Annotated in this window: 15 protein-coding genes; 1 reads left to right on the top strand and 14 read right to left on the bottom strand. The window is 63.7% G+C overall.

Going from position 1 to position 17680, the window contains the following annotated elements:
- Positions 1 to 90: 90 nt before the first annotated feature.
- The 14 genes from GBG68_RS00665 to GBG68_RS00600 all read right to left on the bottom strand — a co-directional run bounded on the left by GBG68_RS00665 (position 91) and on the right by GBG68_RS00600 (position 15755).
- Positions 91 to 726, bottom strand: a complete 636-nt coding sequence (locus GBG68_RS00665) for an META domain-containing protein (protein WP_152144062.1) — start codon at positions 724 to 726, stop codon at positions 91 to 93.
- Between the two features lie 80 nt (positions 727 to 806).
- Positions 807 to 2000 carry a sulfate adenylyltransferase gene (gene sat / locus GBG68_RS00660; RefSeq protein WP_152144060.1) on the bottom strand — a complete coding sequence of 398 codons (1194 nt, stop codon included), beginning with the start codon at positions 1998 to 2000 and terminating at the stop codon, positions 807 to 809.
- 58 nt (positions 2001 to 2058) lie between these two features.
- Entirely contained in the window at positions 2059 to 2682 is a 624-nt protein-coding gene (gene cysC / locus GBG68_RS00655; protein ID WP_152144058.1) for an adenylyl-sulfate kinase, read from the bottom strand.
- Between the two features lie 38 nt (positions 2683 to 2720).
- Positions 2721 to 4484, bottom strand: a complete 1764-nt coding sequence (locus tag GBG68_RS00650; RefSeq protein WP_226801479.1) for an SLC13 family permease — start codon at positions 4482 to 4484, stop codon at positions 2721 to 2723.
- Between the two features lie 169 nt (positions 4485 to 4653).
- Positions 4654 to 6531 (bottom strand): polysaccharide biosynthesis protein, encoded by a 1878-nt coding sequence (locus GBG68_RS00645; RefSeq protein ID WP_152765301.1) that lies wholly within the window; start codon positions 6529 to 6531, stop codon positions 4654 to 4656.
- A gap of 73 nt (positions 6532 to 6604) precedes the next feature.
- On the bottom strand, positions 6605 to 7657 hold the full coding sequence (locus tag GBG68_RS00640) for an MraY family glycosyltransferase (protein WP_413463300.1): 1053 nt from the start codon (positions 7655 to 7657) through the stop codon (positions 6605 to 6607).
- Positions 7647 to 8588, bottom strand: a complete 942-nt coding sequence (locus GBG68_RS00635; RefSeq protein ID WP_264297970.1) for a UDP-glucose 4-epimerase family protein — start codon at positions 8586 to 8588, stop codon at positions 7647 to 7649. The genes GBG68_RS00640 and GBG68_RS00635 overlap by 11 nt, the downstream gene beginning before the upstream one ends.
- Positions 8589 to 8610: 22 nt before the next feature.
- Complete coding sequence (locus tag GBG68_RS00630) at positions 8611 to 9858, bottom strand: glycosyltransferase family 4 protein (RefSeq protein WP_152144052.1); 1248 nt, start codon at positions 9856 to 9858, stop codon at positions 8611 to 8613.
- 9 nt (positions 9859 to 9867) lie between these two features.
- Positions 9868 to 10998 (bottom strand): non-hydrolyzing UDP-N-acetylglucosamine 2-epimerase, encoded by a 1131-nt coding sequence (gene wecB / locus GBG68_RS00625; protein WP_152144049.1) that lies wholly within the window; start codon positions 10996 to 10998, stop codon positions 9868 to 9870.
- A 9-nt stretch (positions 10999 to 11007) separates the two neighbouring features.
- Positions 11008 to 12099 (bottom strand): UDP-2-acetamido-2,6-beta-L-arabino-hexul-4-ose reductase, encoded by a 1092-nt coding sequence (wbjC, locus tag GBG68_RS00620; protein WP_152144047.1) that lies wholly within the window; start codon positions 12097 to 12099, stop codon positions 11008 to 11010.
- 3 nt (positions 12100 to 12102) lie between these two features.
- Positions 12103 to 13137: a polysaccharide biosynthesis protein gene (locus tag GBG68_RS00615; RefSeq protein WP_152144045.1), complete on the bottom strand. Its 1035-nt coding sequence runs from the start codon at positions 13135 to 13137 to the stop codon at positions 12103 to 12105.
- Positions 13138 to 13205: 68 nt separating this feature from the next.
- Positions 13206 to 13982, bottom strand: a complete 777-nt coding sequence (locus GBG68_RS00610) for an AglZ/HisF2 family acetamidino modification protein (RefSeq protein WP_152144043.1) — start codon at positions 13980 to 13982, stop codon at positions 13206 to 13208.
- A gap of 1 nt (position 13983) precedes the next feature.
- Positions 13984 to 14598: an imidazole glycerol phosphate synthase subunit HisH gene (hisH, locus tag GBG68_RS00605; RefSeq protein ID WP_152144041.1), complete on the bottom strand. Its 615-nt coding sequence runs from the start codon at positions 14596 to 14598 to the stop codon at positions 13984 to 13986.
- Complete coding sequence (locus tag GBG68_RS00600; protein WP_152144039.1) at positions 14595 to 15755, bottom strand: N-acetyl sugar amidotransferase; 1161 nt, start codon at positions 15753 to 15755, stop codon at positions 14595 to 14597. Before GBG68_RS00600 ends, hisH begins: the two co-directional genes overlap by 4 nt.
- 654 nt (positions 15756 to 16409) lie before the next feature.
- Here GBG68_RS00600 and GBG68_RS00595 point away from each other — a divergent pair.
- On the top strand, positions 16410 to 17657 hold the full coding sequence (locus tag GBG68_RS00595) for a hypothetical protein (RefSeq protein WP_152144036.1): 1248 nt from the start codon (positions 16410 to 16412) through the stop codon (positions 17655 to 17657).
- The last annotated feature ends 23 nt before the right edge of the window (positions 17658 to 17680 follow it).

Raw genomic sequence — 17680 nt, 5'->3', positions numbered from 1 at the left:
CCTGGCCTGATGTCCGCCTTGTCTCCGGTCTGGAAGAATCGCTCCAAGCCTTGCTGCGGATCCTCGATTCCGCCTTCGGCTGCTTCGCGGCTACGGGGAGCGCGGGTGGAAGCTCAGGCTTTTTTGGCCGGCACCGTGTAATTCAAGGCTACCCCCCTCGTTCAGGTCGAAGCGGTGCACGGCTTCCAAGGCTTCGAAGAAACCCTGCTCCACGGTCATTTGCGCGGGGCGACAGAGCATCTTGGTGGCGGCCAGGGGGCCGAGGCGCAGGCCCTCGCCGGTCAGCCGGTAGGTGCCGCTGTAACGGTTACAGCCGCCTCGGCCGGCTACACGGTTATCGGGCAGGAATGCCAGGGTGGGTGGGCTCTCCAGGGCGGTGCCGTCGAGCTCCCAGACCACACCTTCAAGCAGCTCACGCGGATCACCGCCGCAACCGGGCCACTCGCGCCCGTCCAGGGTCAGCCAGGCCCGATAGGGGTAAGGCATACCGCTCATGGAATCGTGGCACAGGCCTTGCTCTACGCGCAGCCGGCTCGGATCCACCGTGCCTTCCGGCTCGCCGGCTTGCCGCAGGCGCATGCGGCCATCCTGCAGCTCCACCCACCAGAAGGGCTCGTTGCCGTGGGCGGTGAAGGGGTCGGGCGCGGAGGACGAATCACCGGTGGGCAGTGGGGCGCAGGCGGTGAGCAGCAGGGCGACGGCGAGGGTGGTGGCGAGGTGTTTCATCCGTTGGATGATAGCGCAAGAGAACCCCCCCTGTGGGAGCGGCCTTGGCCGCTCCCACAGGGGGGGGCGGGGCTAACCCCTCAGGCGGTTTCGGTGCTGCGGTAGTAGTCCATCAGGATCTGGGCCACTTCGGGGCGGGAGAATTCCGGCGGCGGGGCGATGCCCTCGCCGAGCATCTGGCGCACCTTGGTGCCGGAGAGCAGCACGAAGTCCTCCTTGGCGTGGTCCGGGGCCTCGCGCATCATCACCACCCGGTCGAGCTTCTTCGAGTACGCGGTGTGGTCGGCCTGGAAGATCTCGATCTGCAGCGCCCCTTCCGGCACCCGTTCCTCGAAGATGGTCTGCGCGTCGAAGGGGCCGTAATAATCGCCCACCCCCGCATGGTCACGGCCGACAATGAAGTGGGTGGCGCCCATGTTCTGGCGGAACACGGCGTGCAGCACCGCTTCGCGCGGCCCGGCGTAGAGCATGTCGAAGCCGTAGCCGGTGATCATCACCGTGTTGGCGGGGAAATACAGCTCGGCCATCTTGCGGATGCAGGCATCGCGCACGTCGGCGGGGATGTCGCCGGCCTTGAGCTTGCCCAGCAGCATGTGCACCACGATGCCGTCGGCCTGCAGGCGCTCCTGGGCCATGCGGCAGAGCTCCTCATGGGCCCGGTGCATGGGGTTGCGGGTCTGGAAGGCCACCACCTTCTCCCAGCCCCGCTCGGCGATCTCGTCGCGGATCTGCACGGCGGTGCGGAAGGTGTCCGGGAAGTCGGTCTCGAAGTAGCTGAAGTTCAGCACCTGGATGGGCCCGGAGACCAGGTTCCGGCCCAGGCCGCGGAAGGTGGCGACACCCGGGTGCTTGTCATCCAGGGTGCCGAAGATCTGCTGGGCCATGCTCTCGATCTGCGCCTCGGAGACTTCCTCGATGGCCTCCACGTCCATCACCGCCAGCACCGGCTGGCCTGCCACGTTGGGGTCACGCAGGGCGATGCGCTTCGCGCCCTGGATGGCGCTGACGTCCTTGGCGAGATTCACCACCGGCACCGGCCAGAACAGGCCCTGGGCGGTGTGCAGCTGCTCGGCCACCGACAGCGCATCGGCCAGGTTCATGTAACCGCTGAGCGGATTGAAGTAACCCGCGCCCAGCATCACCGCGTTGGCGGCGGCGGCGGAATTGAGCAGCAGCGCGGGCAGCTGCTCGGCCTCCTGGCGCAGCGCCTCGCGCTCGGCGGCGTCGGCGACATAGAGGGGTTTCAGTTGCTCGGAACCGTGGGGTTTGATCATCGTCATCACTCCGTACGTTCGGGGGCCTGTCGGCCGCAGGGTCTGGAAGCGGCGCGGCTCAGGCCGCGCCGGAGAGCAGGCCGCGCTCGCTCAGCAGCGCCAGCAACACCTCCACTTCCTCTTCCACGCTCATCCGGTTGCTGTACAGCACCAGTTCCGGGGCCTCGGGGGCCTCGTAGGGGTCGTCGATGCCGGTGAAGTTCTTGATCTCGCCGGCGCGGGCCTTCTTGTACAGGCCCTTGGGGTCGCGCTTTTCGGCCTCGGCCAGGGGCACATCCATGTGGACTTCGATGAAATCCATGTCCGAAGCGGCGTGCAGGGCGCGCACCTGGTCCCGGTCGGCCTTGTAGGGGCTGACGAAGCTGGAGAGCACGATCACGCCGGTATCCACGAACAATTTGGACACCTCGCCGATGCGGCGGATGTTCTCGGCCCGGTCCTCGGCGGAGAAACCCAGGTTCTTGTTGATCCCGAGGCGCACATTGTCGCCGTCCAGCCGGTAGCACAGGTGGCCGCTGGCGGTCAGCGCCTTCTCCAGCGCCACGGCCACGGTGCTCTTGCCGCTGCCGGAAAGACCGGTGAACCAAATGGTCGCGCCCTTCTGGCCCAGCAGCTGCTGGCGGTCGGCGCGGGTCACCTCCCCCTCGTGCCAGGTGACGTTGGTGGCTTTTTGTAGTGTCATCGTTGTGGTCTCTCTCTGCATTTCTGAAACATAATCCCCTACCCCCATATGCGAGGAATCAACACCAGCGCCAACACCCCCGCCCCTGCCTGCAGCGGCAGCCCGAAGCGCACATAATCCCCAAACCGATAGCCACCGAGCCCGTAGACCATCAGGTTGGTCTGGTAGCCGGTGGGTGTGGCAAAACTCAAATTCGCCGCGAACATCACCGCCACCGCCATGGCCGTGGGCGCGACACCCGCCGCCTGGGCCATCCCCAGCGCCGCCGGCAGCACCAGGATCGCCGCGGCATTATTGGTGATGAACAGTGTCAGCAGGGACGTGAGCACATACACCGCCGCCAACACCAGCATGGGCGAACCCAGCTCCAGCGCCTGCAGCCCCTGCACCGCCATCTCCACCGCGCCGGCGGCGCGCAGGGCCTCACCCAGCCCGAAGGCGGCCCCGATGCTGATCACCACCGGCAGATCAATGCTGTTGCGCGCCGCCCGCGCAGTCAGGCAGCCGCTCATCACCATCAGCCCCGCCGCCAGCAACGCGGCGTTGAGCAGCGAAACCACGCCCCCCGCCCCCAGCCCGATCAGCAGCAACAGGCTCAACCAGGCCCAGACCCGCTTGTGATCCCGGGGCAGATTGGAATTCTCCACCGTGCTCGCCAGCAGGAAATCCCGCGACTGGCGGTGTTTCTTCAAAAAGCCCTGGTCGGTTTCCAGCAGCAGGGTGTCGGCCGGCTGCAAGACAATGTCGCCCACCTTGCTCTTGATGCGCTCACCGTGGCGGGCCACCGCCACCACCGCCGCGCCGTACTCGCTGCGAAAGCGGCTCTCGCGAATGCTGCGCCCCACGAAGGGCGCACTGCGCGCCACCACCGCCTCGATCAGACAATGCGGCTGGCCGCGACCGCCCTCCAGCGCCGAGGCCTTGCCCGGCCGGCGCAGACCCTCGATGCGGTAGAGGTCGACGATGGAATCGGCCAGCCCCGCGAAGATCAATCGGTCCTCGCCGCAGAGCACCTCATCGGGCCCCACTGCCCCAAGCCGATGGCCGCTGCGCTCGATCTCCACCAGAAAGAGCCCGGGAAGATTGCGCAAGCCGGCTTCCTTCACCGTACGCCCCACCAGCGGCCCGCCGGCGTCCACCAGCATCTCGGCCATGTATTCACGGGTGTTGGCGAAGCTCTGCTCGGCCCCCTCGCGCCGCGGCAGCAGCCAGCGACTGAACAGCAGCGTGAACACGACCCCGAACAGCGCCAGCGGCACGCCCAGCCAGGCGATCTCGAACAAGCCCAGCGATACCTGGGGAAAGTCACGACCCAGCAAGCCGGCGACGATCAGATTGGTGCTGCTGCCCAGCAGGCTCAGCCCACCGCCGAGAATCGCCGCGAAGCTCATGGGCATGAGCAGCCGCGAGACCGCGAAGCCCCGCTGGCGCGCCCAATCACGCACCGCCGGAAGAAAAGTGGCCACTACCGGGGTGTTATTCAAGAAGCCGCTGAGCAGCGCCACCTGGCTCATCATGGTCGCCTGCGCGCCGGTCACCGTGCGGGGCCGGCCGAAGCTGCGGCGCACCCACCACAGGGTGGCACCGGTTTCGTGCATGCCGGCGGCCACGATGTAGAGCACCGCCACGGTGAGCAGGCCCTCGTTGGCGAAGCCGGCAAAAGCCTGGGCGGGGGTGACGATGCCCACGGTGAGCAGCACGGTGAGCCCGGCCATGAGGATCAGTTCCACACCGATGCGGGTGAGCGCCATGGCGAGCACGCAGGCGAGGACGACCAGCAGGGTTAGGAGCAGTTCAGGCACCGGGGGTTTTTTTTTGTGGTTCCAGGGTCACAGCCTTGGGCGTCCGTGCGGCTATTTCAATGAAGTCGGAGGGTAGTGAAGATGGCGGGGGATTGAAAATATTGAAAGGGACTGTGGTTATAACGGTGTAGACAGAGGGACGGGGATCGCCACCGCGAACCCCATGCTTCTAGGCGCGGCTCCCGGGCTCCTCCAGCCAATGCGCCTTGGCACCAGCCGCACTCCCAGGCAGTGGCTGCAGATACTCCCGCACGTCCCCCTGGGGAGCGTATTCCGGCACCGCCTGCTGCAACACGGCGCGCGCCCGAGCGCCGTCGAACATCAGGCAGGCTTGGCGCAGCTCATTCAACAAGCCCTGCACGGTGTCCCAGGGCAAGCAGGCTTCCTCGGCTCGCATAATCATCTCGTGGCCGGTTTCGGTCACATTGTCGCCAATCAGCAGCTCCTCGTAGAGCTTCTCGCCGGGGCGCAGACCGGTAAACTCAATGGCGATATCGCCCTCCGGGTTGTCCTCGTCACGCACCTGCAGCCCAGTCAGGCGCACCATCTTGCGCGCCATGTCGACGATGCGCACCGGCTCGCCCATCTCCAGCACGAATACATCCCCGCCCTGCCCCATGGAACCCGCCTGGATCACCAGCGCCGCCGCCTCGGGGATGGTCATGAAATAGCGGGTGATCTGCGGATGGGTGACGGTGAGCGGCCCGCCCCGGGCAATCTGGCGACGAAAGAGCGGCACCACCGAACCCGAGGAACCCAGCACATTGCCAAAGCGCACCATGGTGAAGCGCGTCACCCCCTCCTCCCGGGCCAACGCCTGCAGCACCAGTTCCGCCAGGCGCTTGCTTGCCCCCATGACGTTGGTGGGCCGCACCGCCTTGTCGGTGGAAACGAGCACAAAGGACTCCACCGCCGCCGCCTGGGCCGCGCGGGCCGCGGCCAGCGTGCCAAACACATTGTTGCGGATGCCTTCGAGGATATTATGCTCGACGATCGGCACGTGTTTGTAAGCCGCGGCGTGATAAACGGTCTGCACCGAAAACTGGCGCAGCACCTGCTCCAGCCGCGCCTGGTCGACCACTGAACCGAGCAGCGGGATGAGGCTGAGTTCCGATTCCACCACCACCTTGAGCCGCCGCAGCTCATGCTCGATTTGGTACAGGCCGTACTCCGACACATCGTAGAGCAGCAGCGCACGGGGCCGGCGCTGCACGATCTGCCGACACAGTTCGGCGCCGATGGAGCCGCCCGCCCCACTGACCAGCACCACCTTGTCGCGGATGCAGCGATCGAGCAACGCAGTATCCGGGGCCACCGGGTCACGCCCCAGCAAATCCTCGATGGGCACCTCGCGAACCTCATCGGCCCGGGCCCGGCCGCTGACGATGTCGGCAAAGCCCGGAATGGTCTTGACGTGCACCGACAAGGGTTCCAGGCGCATCAGGATCTCGCGGCGGCGCTGGCGGCTGGCGCTGGGGATGGCCAGCAACAACTGGCGGGCCTCGTAACGCTCGACCAGCCGCTCGATCTCCGTCGGGGCATAAACGCTGACGCCGCGAACCACGCTGCCCCACAGCGCGCTGTCGTCATCGACGAAGGCCACCGGATGAAACTCCGGGCCGTGGGACAAGGCCGCGGCCAACTGCGCACCGGCGGAACCGGCACCGTAGATGATCATCGGCTCCTTGAGACGGGGGCGCCGCACCAACCGCTGCAGCATCGCGCGCAGCAGGAATCGGCTGCCACCCACGTACAGCATGGCCAGCAGCCAGTAGAGGATCGGGATGGTGCGGGGCAGATCGCGCACGTTACCCATCAACGCCAGGGCGGCCAGCAACACGGCCGACAAGCTCACACCCTTGAGCACCGCGATGGCCGCATTGGGGCCCATATAGCGCAGCACGGCGCGATACAGCCCCGCCCACTTGAGCATCGGTATGGCCACCAGCGGTGCTACTGGGAACAACCACCAAAACCGTGCCATCGACGGTGGCATCAGCTCGCCGAAACGCAGCGCGAAAGCGCCCCAGAGCATCAGCGGCAACATCAGTGCATCCGCCGCGATAGTCAGCCAGCGTTTGGCCGGACGAGGAAGTGCCGCCAAGCATTTCAACACACTGTTAGGGCTCACCGACCGCTCCCACCGGGCTGCGCTCCGGCTTGCCTGCACCCAGCCATAGACAAAGCCCTACCAGGGGCAGGTAGGCCATCGCCGTCAACGCATAGGCCTGCCCAGGCCACAGCACCGACATGGCAGCCAGCGGCAGCAGCCACAAGGCGTTGATCAAGCCCACCGTCACCGTCACCCTGCGATGACTACCGAGCCAGCGCGCTGCGCGCTGGTAGGCATGGGAGCGATGGGCCTGATAGACACGCTCGCCACGCAGCAAGCGGTGTATCAGGGTATAGGTGGCATCGACGATGAACACCCCCAATAGAATCAGCCAGCTCCAGACGCTGAGCGCCGGCGCGAACACGCCACTGACCGCCATCACCCCGAACAGATACCCCAGGGTCGCACTCCCCACATCGCCCATGAAAATGCGCGCCGGCGGCCAGTTCCAGAGCAAAAAGCCTGCCGCGGCCGCCACCAGCATGGCACTGGCCCAGGCCATCCCCTGGGCCTCGCCCAGCGACCATTGCAACAGCACCGCGCCAGCCGCCACCATGGCAGCCTCCAGCCCAGCCAGGCCGTCTATGCCGTCCATGAAATTGAACAGGTTCAGCAGCCAGACGATACCGATACCGGCAAGCAGCACCAGCCAGCTAGCTTCCAGCCACCAATCTCCCAACGGCACTGCCGCCACCGGCAACCAGTACAGCACCCAGACGGTAGCCAGCGCTTGCCCGAGCAAACGCCAACGCGCAGACACATCACGGTGATCATCGATAAAGCCGATCAGGGCTATCCAGCCCCCCCCGAGCCCGGCCCCCAGCAAGACGGCCCATGGCAATCGGCCCAGCCCGGCCAGCACCGCCCAAGCCAGCAGCAGGCTGATGACGATGGCCAGCCCCCCACCCCGCGGGGTCGGCACCACATGGGAGCTTCGGCTGTTCGGCACATCGATCAGGCGGGCGCGACGGGCGTAAGAGCGCAAGCACGCGGTCAGTACCGCGGACACCAGCAGCACGCCGATCCATAGCAGGCTTTCCATCGGTACCCTAGCCGGCATGGCGCAGGAAGTCCTCCGCCGCCAACCGCAGCCCCTCGTCGACCGTCAGCGGCGGCACCCAGCCCAGCAGTTCGCGCGCCTTGCTCGAATCGACCTGCAGGGAGCCACACAGCCGTTCGAACACCGCCGCCCTGCCCAGCAGCGTGCCGCCGAGCTTGAGGACCGCCGGCGGCACCGGGAGCAGGCGCGCGGGGCGGTTCAGCGCCCGGCCCATGCGCCGCAGCAAGTCCGTGGTCGACAAATCCTCACCATCGGAAACGAGAAACAGCTGGTTCGCGGCCGCCGGATGCTCCAGACAGCGCAGGATCAAATCCACCAGATTGCCGCGCGCCACCAGGCTGCGCCGATTGTCTATCGCGCCCAGGGGCAGCGGAACGCCGCGGTGCAGCCAACGCATCATGGCGTGGAAATTCGCCTTCACCCCGGGCCCGTACACCAGCGGCGGCCTGATGATCGTCAGCTCCATGCCGGTCTTGGCGGCCAGCGCATACAGGCCGTCCTCGGCCTCATGCTTGGAGACGCCGTACGGGTCTACCGGCGCCGGCGGCGTATCGGCCTGAAAAGGGCGGCCGGCCTCGGTGGACTCACCGTTGACCTTGATCGAACTCAGGTAGATGAAACGCTTGACGCCGGCCGCGGCGGCCTGCTCCGCCAGCCGCAGCGTGCCCTGGACGTTGGTCTGTCGAAACTCCGCCAGCGGGTCGGCGGCCCGATCGCCCATGACGTGAACCCGAGCGGCTGCGTGCACCACAACCCCCACCTCCGCCACCGCGGCGGTCCAATCGGTATCCGGACCGAGCCCGGCGATAGGTGCCAACTCAACGCCCTCGGGCAGGTCTTGCGTCGGCCGCCGCACGGCGGCACGCAACGGCCACTGTGTAAGCGCCTGTTCGATAAGCCCCCGGCCGACAAAACCGCTTGCGCCAGTCACCAATACTCTTCGAGACACCTGATTAACCTCGTCGACAAGTCGCTGACTGCATAAGTGTTTCCAGCCGGTCGAACAAGCTCTCCCGGGCGAAGTGACGCCGATAGTAAGCGCGCGAACGCTGCCCCATCTGCTCGCGCTCCGGCCCGCTCAAGGCGGCCATCCGTTCGGCCGCTTCCGCCAGCGCAGCGCCATCGCCGGCAGCACAGGCAAATCCGCCGCCCGACGCCCGAACCACCTCGGCCGCCTCCCCGTCTATCATCGCCAGCACGGGCCGCCCCGCCGCGAGGTAGGACTGCAGCTTGCCGGGGATGGTCTTGGCGAAGATCCGGTTGGTCTTGAGAGAGACCAGCAAAGCGTCGGCAGCCGCATACAAGGCCGGCATCTCCTGCACCGGATGACGCCCCAAAAGATGCACCTGGGTCAACCGGCGTCGTTCGACCTCCTGCTTTACCCAGCCGTGCATCCGGCCATCGCCGACAATCACCCAGCGCACGGGCACCCGACCCTGCAATCGCTCGGCCGCATCCAGGATCGCCGGAAAGTCCTGCGACTCCCCCATGTTGCCCGCAAACACGATGGTGAACTGATCCGGGCAAGGGTCCAGCAACGCCGAAGGCCGAGCAGCGCCCGCCTCAAACAGGTCTTCCGCCCAGCTCGGAAAATACACCAAACGCTCGTCCGCAACAGGGCGCGTACAGTAGTGCCGAACGCTGTCGCCAAAAGCACGCGACTGCAGCAGCAGGTAGTCCGCCCGATTGTAGATCCACGAGACCAGCCGTCCTACCAACTTGAGCACGGCGCGGCTGCGGGTCGCGCCCACCGCCTCCAGGGTCTCGGGCCATAGATCCAGCACCCAGAGCAGGACCGGCGCCTTCTTGATCCGCCCCAGCACGATGGCGGGAATGGCAACGGTAATGGGCGAGACCGCGTAGACGAACACGCTGTCAAAGCGCGCTCCGCGCAATTTGAACGGCGCCAGCAGCGCCGCACTGAGGAAGAAGCTGAGGTAATTGAGCAGCAGCGTGTAGCCGCGCGCGCCCCGCGCCAACATCGGCACCCGCACGATGCGGGCGCCGGCATAGCGTGTGAATTCCTGAGGTTTGCGGCGGTACTCGGCGAAGAAGCGCCCGTCCGGGTAGTTGGGCCAGCCGGTCAAGACAGTGACCTCATGGCCCCGCGCCACCAGGCCTTCGACCAAATCGTTGACCCGCATCTCTTCCGGCCAGAAATACTGCGAAACGACCAAAACGCGCAGCTTTTTCGACTTCATGACGGCCCGCTAGTACCGCTTCCAGACCGTACGCCGCACGTAGTCGGTGTAGCTGTGAATGATCCGCAGCACCTTGTCGGAGACATTCGGCACGCTGTAGTCGGCCACCAGACGCAGGTCTCTTTGGTCGCCGCGTCCCTGCTGCTCCAGAATGGCGAGCCCCTGCAAGATGCGGTCGGTCTCCAGGCCGGTCATGATGACCGCCGCCTCTTCCATCCCCTCGGGGCGTTCATGGGCCTCCCGCAGGTTCAGCGCCGGAAAGTTCAGGATCGACGACTCCTCGGTAATGGTGCCACTATCCGAGAGCGTCGCCCGCGCATTCATCTGCAGGCATACGTAGTCCTTGAACCCCAAGGGCTTGTGCAGAACAACCCGATTGTCGAAGACAAAACCCTGGGCGTCCACGGCTTGCTGGGTACGGGGGTGCGTGGAGACGATGACAGGGAGACCAAAGCGCTCGGCAATCGCGTTGAGGGCGCCAACGATCTTCGTGAGGTTGCCGCTGGTATCGACATTCTCCTCGCGATGGACGCTTACCACGAAATACTCGCGGGCCGTCAGACCGAGCCGCCCGAGGACATCCGAGGACTCGATCCCGGCACGGTATTCGTTCAGCACCTCGAACATCGGGCTGCCTGTCTTAATGACCCTGTCCGGCGGCAGCCCCTCCGCCAGCAGATACTCGCGCGCAATATCGCTGTAGGGCAGGTTCACATCGGCGGTATGGTCGACGATCTTGCGGTTGGTTTCCTCCGGCACCCTTTGATCAAAGCAGCGGTTTCCGGCCTCCATGTGGAAGATGGGGATTTTCCGGCGCTTTGCCGGCAATGCCGCCAGACAGCTGTTGGTATCGCCAAGAACCAGCATCGCGTCGGGCTGCAGCTCGGCCAACAGCTGATCCACTCGAATGATGACATTGCCAATGGTTTCCGCTGCCGTCGCCCCGGCAGCGCCCAGGAAATGGTCGGGACGCCGGACGCCCAGATCCGCGAAGAATATTTCGTTCAGTTCATAGTCGTAGTTCTGGCCGGTGTGCACCAGCACATGCTCACAGTGCTGGTCCAGTTTCGCCAGCACGCGTGATAGCCGAATGATCTCGGGCCGCGTGCCGAGTACTGTTACGACCTTTAGCTTTTTCATAAGGGTGCCTCAGACAGGGCTCTGGATGGTATCCGGCCTTTGCCGATCGAAAACCTCGTTGGCCCACAACAACACCAGCAGCTCGTCATCGCCGACGTTGGTGATGTCGTGGGCCCAGCCCGGAATGGTCTCGACGATGGTCGGCCGGCTCGCGCAAACGCGCTGCTGATAACGCTCATCGCTGAGAATGTGGCGGAACTTGAACAGCGCCTCGCCCTTGACGACCAGAAACTTCTCGGTCTTGGAGTGGTGGTAGTGGCCGCCTCGCGTTACCCCCGGGTGGGCGGTGAAATACGAGAACTGCCCGGAGTCGCGGGTTTTCAGCACCTCGGAGAAAACCCCGCGCTCATCGCGGTACTGGGGTATTTCATAGCTGAATTCCGCTGGCGCGAGATGGCTGAGATAGGTCGCATACAGCGCGCGAGTCAAACCCGCCCCCACGGGCTCGGTGATCAAACTGTCCCGCACATCCGTAAAGGCACGAATCTGGCTCGCCAACGCCCCCACGGTGGTGGAATACTCCGGCGCAACCTCACAAAGCCCCGCCTCAGCGCCGCGCAGCGTGCTCAAAAAGGCCTCGATCACATCGTCGATGTAGACCAGCCGCAGCGGCGCATCCGGGTCGTTGACCTGAATCGGCAAGCCACGGGCAATGTTGTGGCAGAAGGTGGCCACGACGGAGTTATAGTTGGGCCGACACCATTTCCCGAACACGTTCGGCAAGCGGTATATGGACACCGGCACACCGTAATCGCGGCCGTACTGCTGCAATAGCTGCTCCGCCCGGCGCTTGCTCGCCCCGTACGGGTTGTCCCGGTCGGCCTGGATGGACGAAGAATAAAGAACCGGCAGCGGACGTGCGGACAAGGCCTCGACCAACCGCGCCGTCAGATCGGCATTGCCTTCCTCGAACTCCTCCACCCGCCGTGGCCGATTGACGCCCGCCAGATGGACCACGAAGTCCACGCCGTCCAGCAAGGCCGGCAGATCGGTCACAGCCGTGTCGCGTGTGAAAGCTACCACCTCGTCGCCCTGCTCGCGCAGTCTGACGACCAGGTTGGAGCCCAGGAATCCGTTAGCCCCGGTGACCAAGACCCGCATCGACTAATCCTCTGCTACCGCACGCTCACCGCGCATCCGCGCGCGAATGAACTCGAGCTTCAACAACAAGGCCTGCATGCCCGCCACATCGAGCCGAGTCGTGTTGTGGGAGTTGTAATCGTCAAATCCGGAGATTCGCCGCTCCCCCTCCTCGACGTACTTGGCGTAGTTCAGGTCCCGCAGATCCGGAGGAATACGGTAGTACTCACCGCAATCCTCAGCCGCTGCCATCTCCTCCCGGCTGAGCAGGGTTTCGTACAGCTTTTCGCCGTGTCGCGTGCCGATAATGTTGATCGGGTGATCCGCTTTGCCGAACAGATCCAACAACGAGGTCGCCAAGGTTTCCACCGTCGCCGCCGGGGCCTTCTGCACGAAGATATCGCCGTTGCTGCCATGCTCGAAGGCATACAGCACCAGATCCACCGCATCGGAGAGCGTCATCATGAAACGGGTCATCTGCGGATCGGTCAACGTCAGCGGCCGATCGCCAAACAACTGATCGACCAGTAACGGAATCACCGATCCTCGTGAGGCCATCACATTGCCGTACCGGGTGCCGCAGATGACGATGCCGCGCTCCTCCAGATGCCGCGACTTCGCCACCATGACCTTCTCCATCATCGCCTTGGAGATCCCCATCGCGTTGATCGGATACACCGCCTTGTCGGTGCTCAGGCAAACGACCCGACTAACGCCGGACTGAATGGCCGCTTCGAGCACGTTCTCCGTACCCACAACATTGGTGCGCACAGCCTCCATGGGGTGGAACTCGCAGGAAGGCACCTGCTTCAGGGCCGCCGCGTGGAACACGTAGTCGACGCCGCGCATGACGTTGACGAGACTGGCTGGATCACGCACATCGCCGATATAGAACTTCAGCTTGGGATCATCGTAGCGCTTGCGCATATCATCCTGTTTCTTCTCATCCCTGCTGAACACGCGAATCTCGCGCAGGTCAGAGTCAAGAAACCGCCGAAGCACGGCGTTGCCAAAGGAGCCGGTGCCACCGGTAATCAAAAGCGTGCCATCACTAAACATTAGATATCCATTCGAGCCATCGCCAATCATTCATAAGAGAGTCGCACACCACCAGGCGCCGCTCTTGCCTAGCCCAGCGCCGCGGCGCACAGCTGTTCTTTCTCGGCCGGTCGGGGATAGTTTATGAGCACGGCCCGATAACTGCCCTTGAAAACGAAGAGGCTTCCAGCCGCCGCGCCGACGACGCCGCAAACCTTGAACAGCGCCTCCATATCGGACAACGCCCCGGCGCCGCCGAGAAACGTCAGTGGCAGGCGGGTGCTTCGTCGAACGTTCTCGGCCAACGCCAGGTCGTACCCCTTCATCTGCCCGTCACGGTCGATCGCATTGATGACCACCTCTCCGGCCCCCCGCGCCTCCGCCTCTTGCGCCACCGCGACCACGGTGCGCTTGGTGTTGCGACGACCGTTATGGGTCCAGACCTCGTGTTCCTTGGCCAGTAAGCGCTTTTTGGTGTCCAGCACCACCACCACGCTCTGGCTTCCAATCTCTTCGGCGATACGAGACACCAGCAGCGGATCATCGATGGCCGCGGAGCTTAGCGCGATCTTCTCCACCCCCAGGGCGATGACACGCTTTGCCTGCTCTACCGTCTTGATGCCACCACCGTAGCAAAGCGGCATCCGGCACTCCGCTGCCAGATGGCGAATCATTCGGTAATTGGGCTCGCTCCCGTTAACCGTGGCATCGATATCCAGGACGATCAGCTCGTCCGCTTCTTTCTCGTTGAATATCTTGACCGCGTTGATCGGATCGCCAACGTATTTCCCCTCCTTGAAGCCGACGGTCTTTACCAAGCCCTCATCACGTATCAGCAAGCAAGGAATCACTCGTGGGCGCAACATGCTAAAGCTCCGCGAAATTCTGCAGGAGCTGCACGCCCCAGTGATGGCTTTTTTCGGGATGAAATTGCACGCCGTATGCGCTACCGCTGTTGACGGCGCAGGTGAAACGCCGGCCGTACTCCACCGTCGCCATTACATCCTCGGCACGCGCGCACTCGAAGTAATACGAATGCAAGAAGTAAAAACGAGCGTGCTCCTGAAGGCCCTGGAAGAGCGGGTGGCTCGAAGTAGGCTGGACGTCGTTCCAACCCATGTGTGGTATCGGCAGCCGGCTGCTGCTTTCCACCGCGCCAAGGGCCTTCACCCTCCCGTCAACCAGACCCAGGCCCGGCAGGCTGCCCTCATCACTCGCTGTCGCAAGCATTTGCATGCCGACACAGATACCGAGAATGGGAACCTGCTCCGTCTTCACCAGTTCGACGACCGACTCACGCATGCCGGACGCTTCGAAGCGGCTCATCGCGTGGTCAAAGGCGCCGACGCCGGGCAATATCAGCTTGGTGCAGCCCTCAAGCTCGGCGCGGGAGCGCGCCACCGAAAAACCCAGGCCGAGTCGCCGATAAACATTGGCCAATGCCAGAACATTGCCTGACCCATAATCGATGATGGTTATCATCGGATAACGGTCTTCTGGATCCCCGTCGCCCGGAGCACCTTGGTGCCCAGATCTATCAACCCCATGCTGTTCTTGTAATCGCGGTAGCTTTTATTGGGCCCGTTCTGCAACGCTTGCAGTTCATCCACACTGATACCCAGCTTGGTGGCGATATACTCGAAATCCTGCGCCACATCCGCCGCCTCGTACGCCGGCTTGGCGATTCGCGTCAGCGCCTCCTCTCGTGTCATCTGACCCGTCAGGATCAGGCTGGAGAAATGCGCCCGCCGCTTGTCATAGCCGAACTTCGTCGGCAGCCAGTAGCCTTCGTAGAAACGGGTGAAACGCGACTCATAGTGCTTGTGGGCGTATTCCTGCCAGGCGAACTTGTCCACCAACTCCCGCACCGCCGCATCCTTCTGGAACGGAATATTGTTCAGCGGCTTGACAACTCGCACCCCCTTGACGAAGCGGTAATACAGCTTGTAGGTGAAGATATCCGCCATGGGGAAGGTCTTCAGCGGCCTCGTGCCGAATCGGCGATGGACATCCTTCAGCTGCCTCAGGTCAGAGGCGTGATAATGCCATTCCAGCGGCTCGCGCACGCATTCGGTTGAATAGTTGGCACCCGTGAGAATGTATTTGAAGCCATTCTTGGCTGCAAAGTTATACAGCGCAGCGAAAAATGCGTGGTCCTGCGGCGTATCGAGGTGCGGCACCTGCGCCTTGAAAAAGGCGAGCTGCAGATCCTTCATCTCTTGCCAGTTGACCACCTCGGTATGTAGATCGAGCCCCAGCCCGTCGACCAGCTTCTCGATATTGTGCACGGCCTGTTGAGAGTTCCAGCCCGCATCGACGTGAAACAACAGCGGTCGCAGGCCGAACTTCTCTTTGGCCAGGTAAGTCACGTAAGAGCTGTCCACGCCCCCGCTGACACCGATCAGGCAATCGTGATCGCGCCCTCGCCCGCGGGACTTTATTTCACGCACCACCTCCATGATCTCACGCTCGCCGCGTTCATCAGGGTGCCAGTTGGGCAGGATGTTGCTGTGGTAGTTATTGCAGTAATCGCACCAACCGCGGCCATCGAACCGGATATTGGAATCGGACGTGTCCATGATGCAGTTGGAACAGATCGCGTACGATCGGCCAGGCTGATCCGAAGTGTGTGAGCTCATGTGATTTATGTCGTCGCTTGCCTTGGAGATCGCTGATCGCGCCCTCGGCGGAGATCCCGCGACGCACGCCCGTGTGCATCGACAGCACGGGACGCAGGCGAGGCCGGTCAGCTTGTCGTCGAACCAGTGGCATTTCTACACGAGTCGGCGACCACGGGCAAACACCAAACGGCTCTGTTGCTGACGGTTGCCAAGCACTCCACGACCGCGGCCACCGGCCGTCCCCATGCCTGCTATCGCCATGAGCGGGACGGCCGGGGGAATGCCGGGTGCCAAGGCGAATACCGTCGCTGGGCTATATGCCTCCGAGGCCGACTCAGGCACACTACGCGGTCTCCGGCGTCGAGCGAGGCCGCCGCCCGCATAACAAGCGCAGGCACACGGCGAGCATGCTCCGAATGTCCTCGGGGTCAGCCTCGGTGGGAGCAACGATCCAGGCAATCGACAACGCAGCTCGGCATGAACCAGCACGCGCCTTTCAGGTGTACACAAGACGGCTGCGGGCAATGCTCTGCACACCCTGAAACGATCCGGAACATGACTGCTTTCCTTGGCACATAAAGGCGCGGACCGCTCTGGTGCTGGCATCAAGCCCGCCTATCGATCCACGGATCCAACAGCCCCCTGAATGCGGCAAGCGCACTCGAGACGAACATGCGAGACCACAAGATCTTCCTGCTGCTGTGGGCCCTTGAATTGACAGCGCTGCCCATCCTGGCCTTGCTTGACTTTGGCTTTGGGGCGGGACTTGACAGCAACTACTTCCCGAGATTTGGCTACCTGGCCGCGTTTCTCGTCGCGGCTTACCATGTCCTCAGCAAATCCCGCGGCATCCCGGCACACCCCTTGTTCCTGGTGTTCTTCATCATCTTCATCGTCGGGGCAGCGAAGGGGCTGGGCCAGGGGACATTCAACTCTGCCTTCATCTCCCATTGCTACTATGTGGTCATGCCCTTTGTCCTGTGCTGGTATGGCTGGCACTTTGTAGCGGATCTCCAGGCCAACGCCGCGCTGAAACGTCGCCTTGATGTGCTGATGCGGGGGGCGTTCTATGTCGGCCTGGTGGTCGTCTTGCTGTTCAACGTCCTGCTGATTGCCGGCGTAGCCTCCTATGACGCCATTGGCTTGTGGAACTTTTTCTTCTCCGGCCCTTATTTGCTTCAAAAGGCCTTGGGCGGCGCATACTTCATCACCTCATTCCTGATGAGTGCCCTCGCCGGCAAACGAAGCGTACTGGCAGCCATGGCCATTTACCTTCCCCTCCTCTTCCTGATGGTACGGGGCGGCACCAGGGCAAGGCTGCTCGTGCTCGCACCGGCGGCTCTCGTGCTGCTGTGGTTTGGAGCGCAAGACATGCTGCAAGGCGGCCTGATCCGCATTGAGCGGTCGATCGCCGCTCTCCAGGCGGGCAATTGGGATGCAGCGAGTGGAATGCGCTGGAGCGAAGCCGTCGCCGCGCTGTCGCATATCGCCACGCGCGCGGATCACTGGCTGCTCGGCACCGGCTTCGGCGCCCAATACCTGCCCTACCCCGACCTTGCAGGCTACGAGCACTTTTTCAGGCACTACACACACTTCGGGGTAATCAGCTACATCTGGATAGGCGGCATCCTCGCGCCCATCGCCGTGTACTCGATATTGCTCTACAACGCGACCCTGCTGGTTTGGCGCAGCCGGCCCGGCGGCTTGCTCAGAGAGCAGCGCTATTTTGCCTACTGGCTCTGCGGCATCATCGCCCTATCGATGTTCGGCGCGGTACTGATGACCAATTCCTTTTTGTGGTTTCTGATCGGCTGTTGTCTGCGATTGAACAGGATGGCAGACAGGCCCGCCCTGTACTCCAGCGCCGAACCGGACACATCCAGAACGGATGGCGAGGTGTATGGCGCTGCCGGGAAGTAGGCATCGGCGCTGCCCGCAAACAG

Source organism: Alkalilimnicola sp. S0819, from assembly GCF_009295635.1.
Classification (GTDB): Bacteria; Pseudomonadota; Gammaproteobacteria; order Nitrococcales; family WHIW01; genus S0819.
This window is presented reverse-complemented; position numbering and strand designations above follow the sequence as displayed.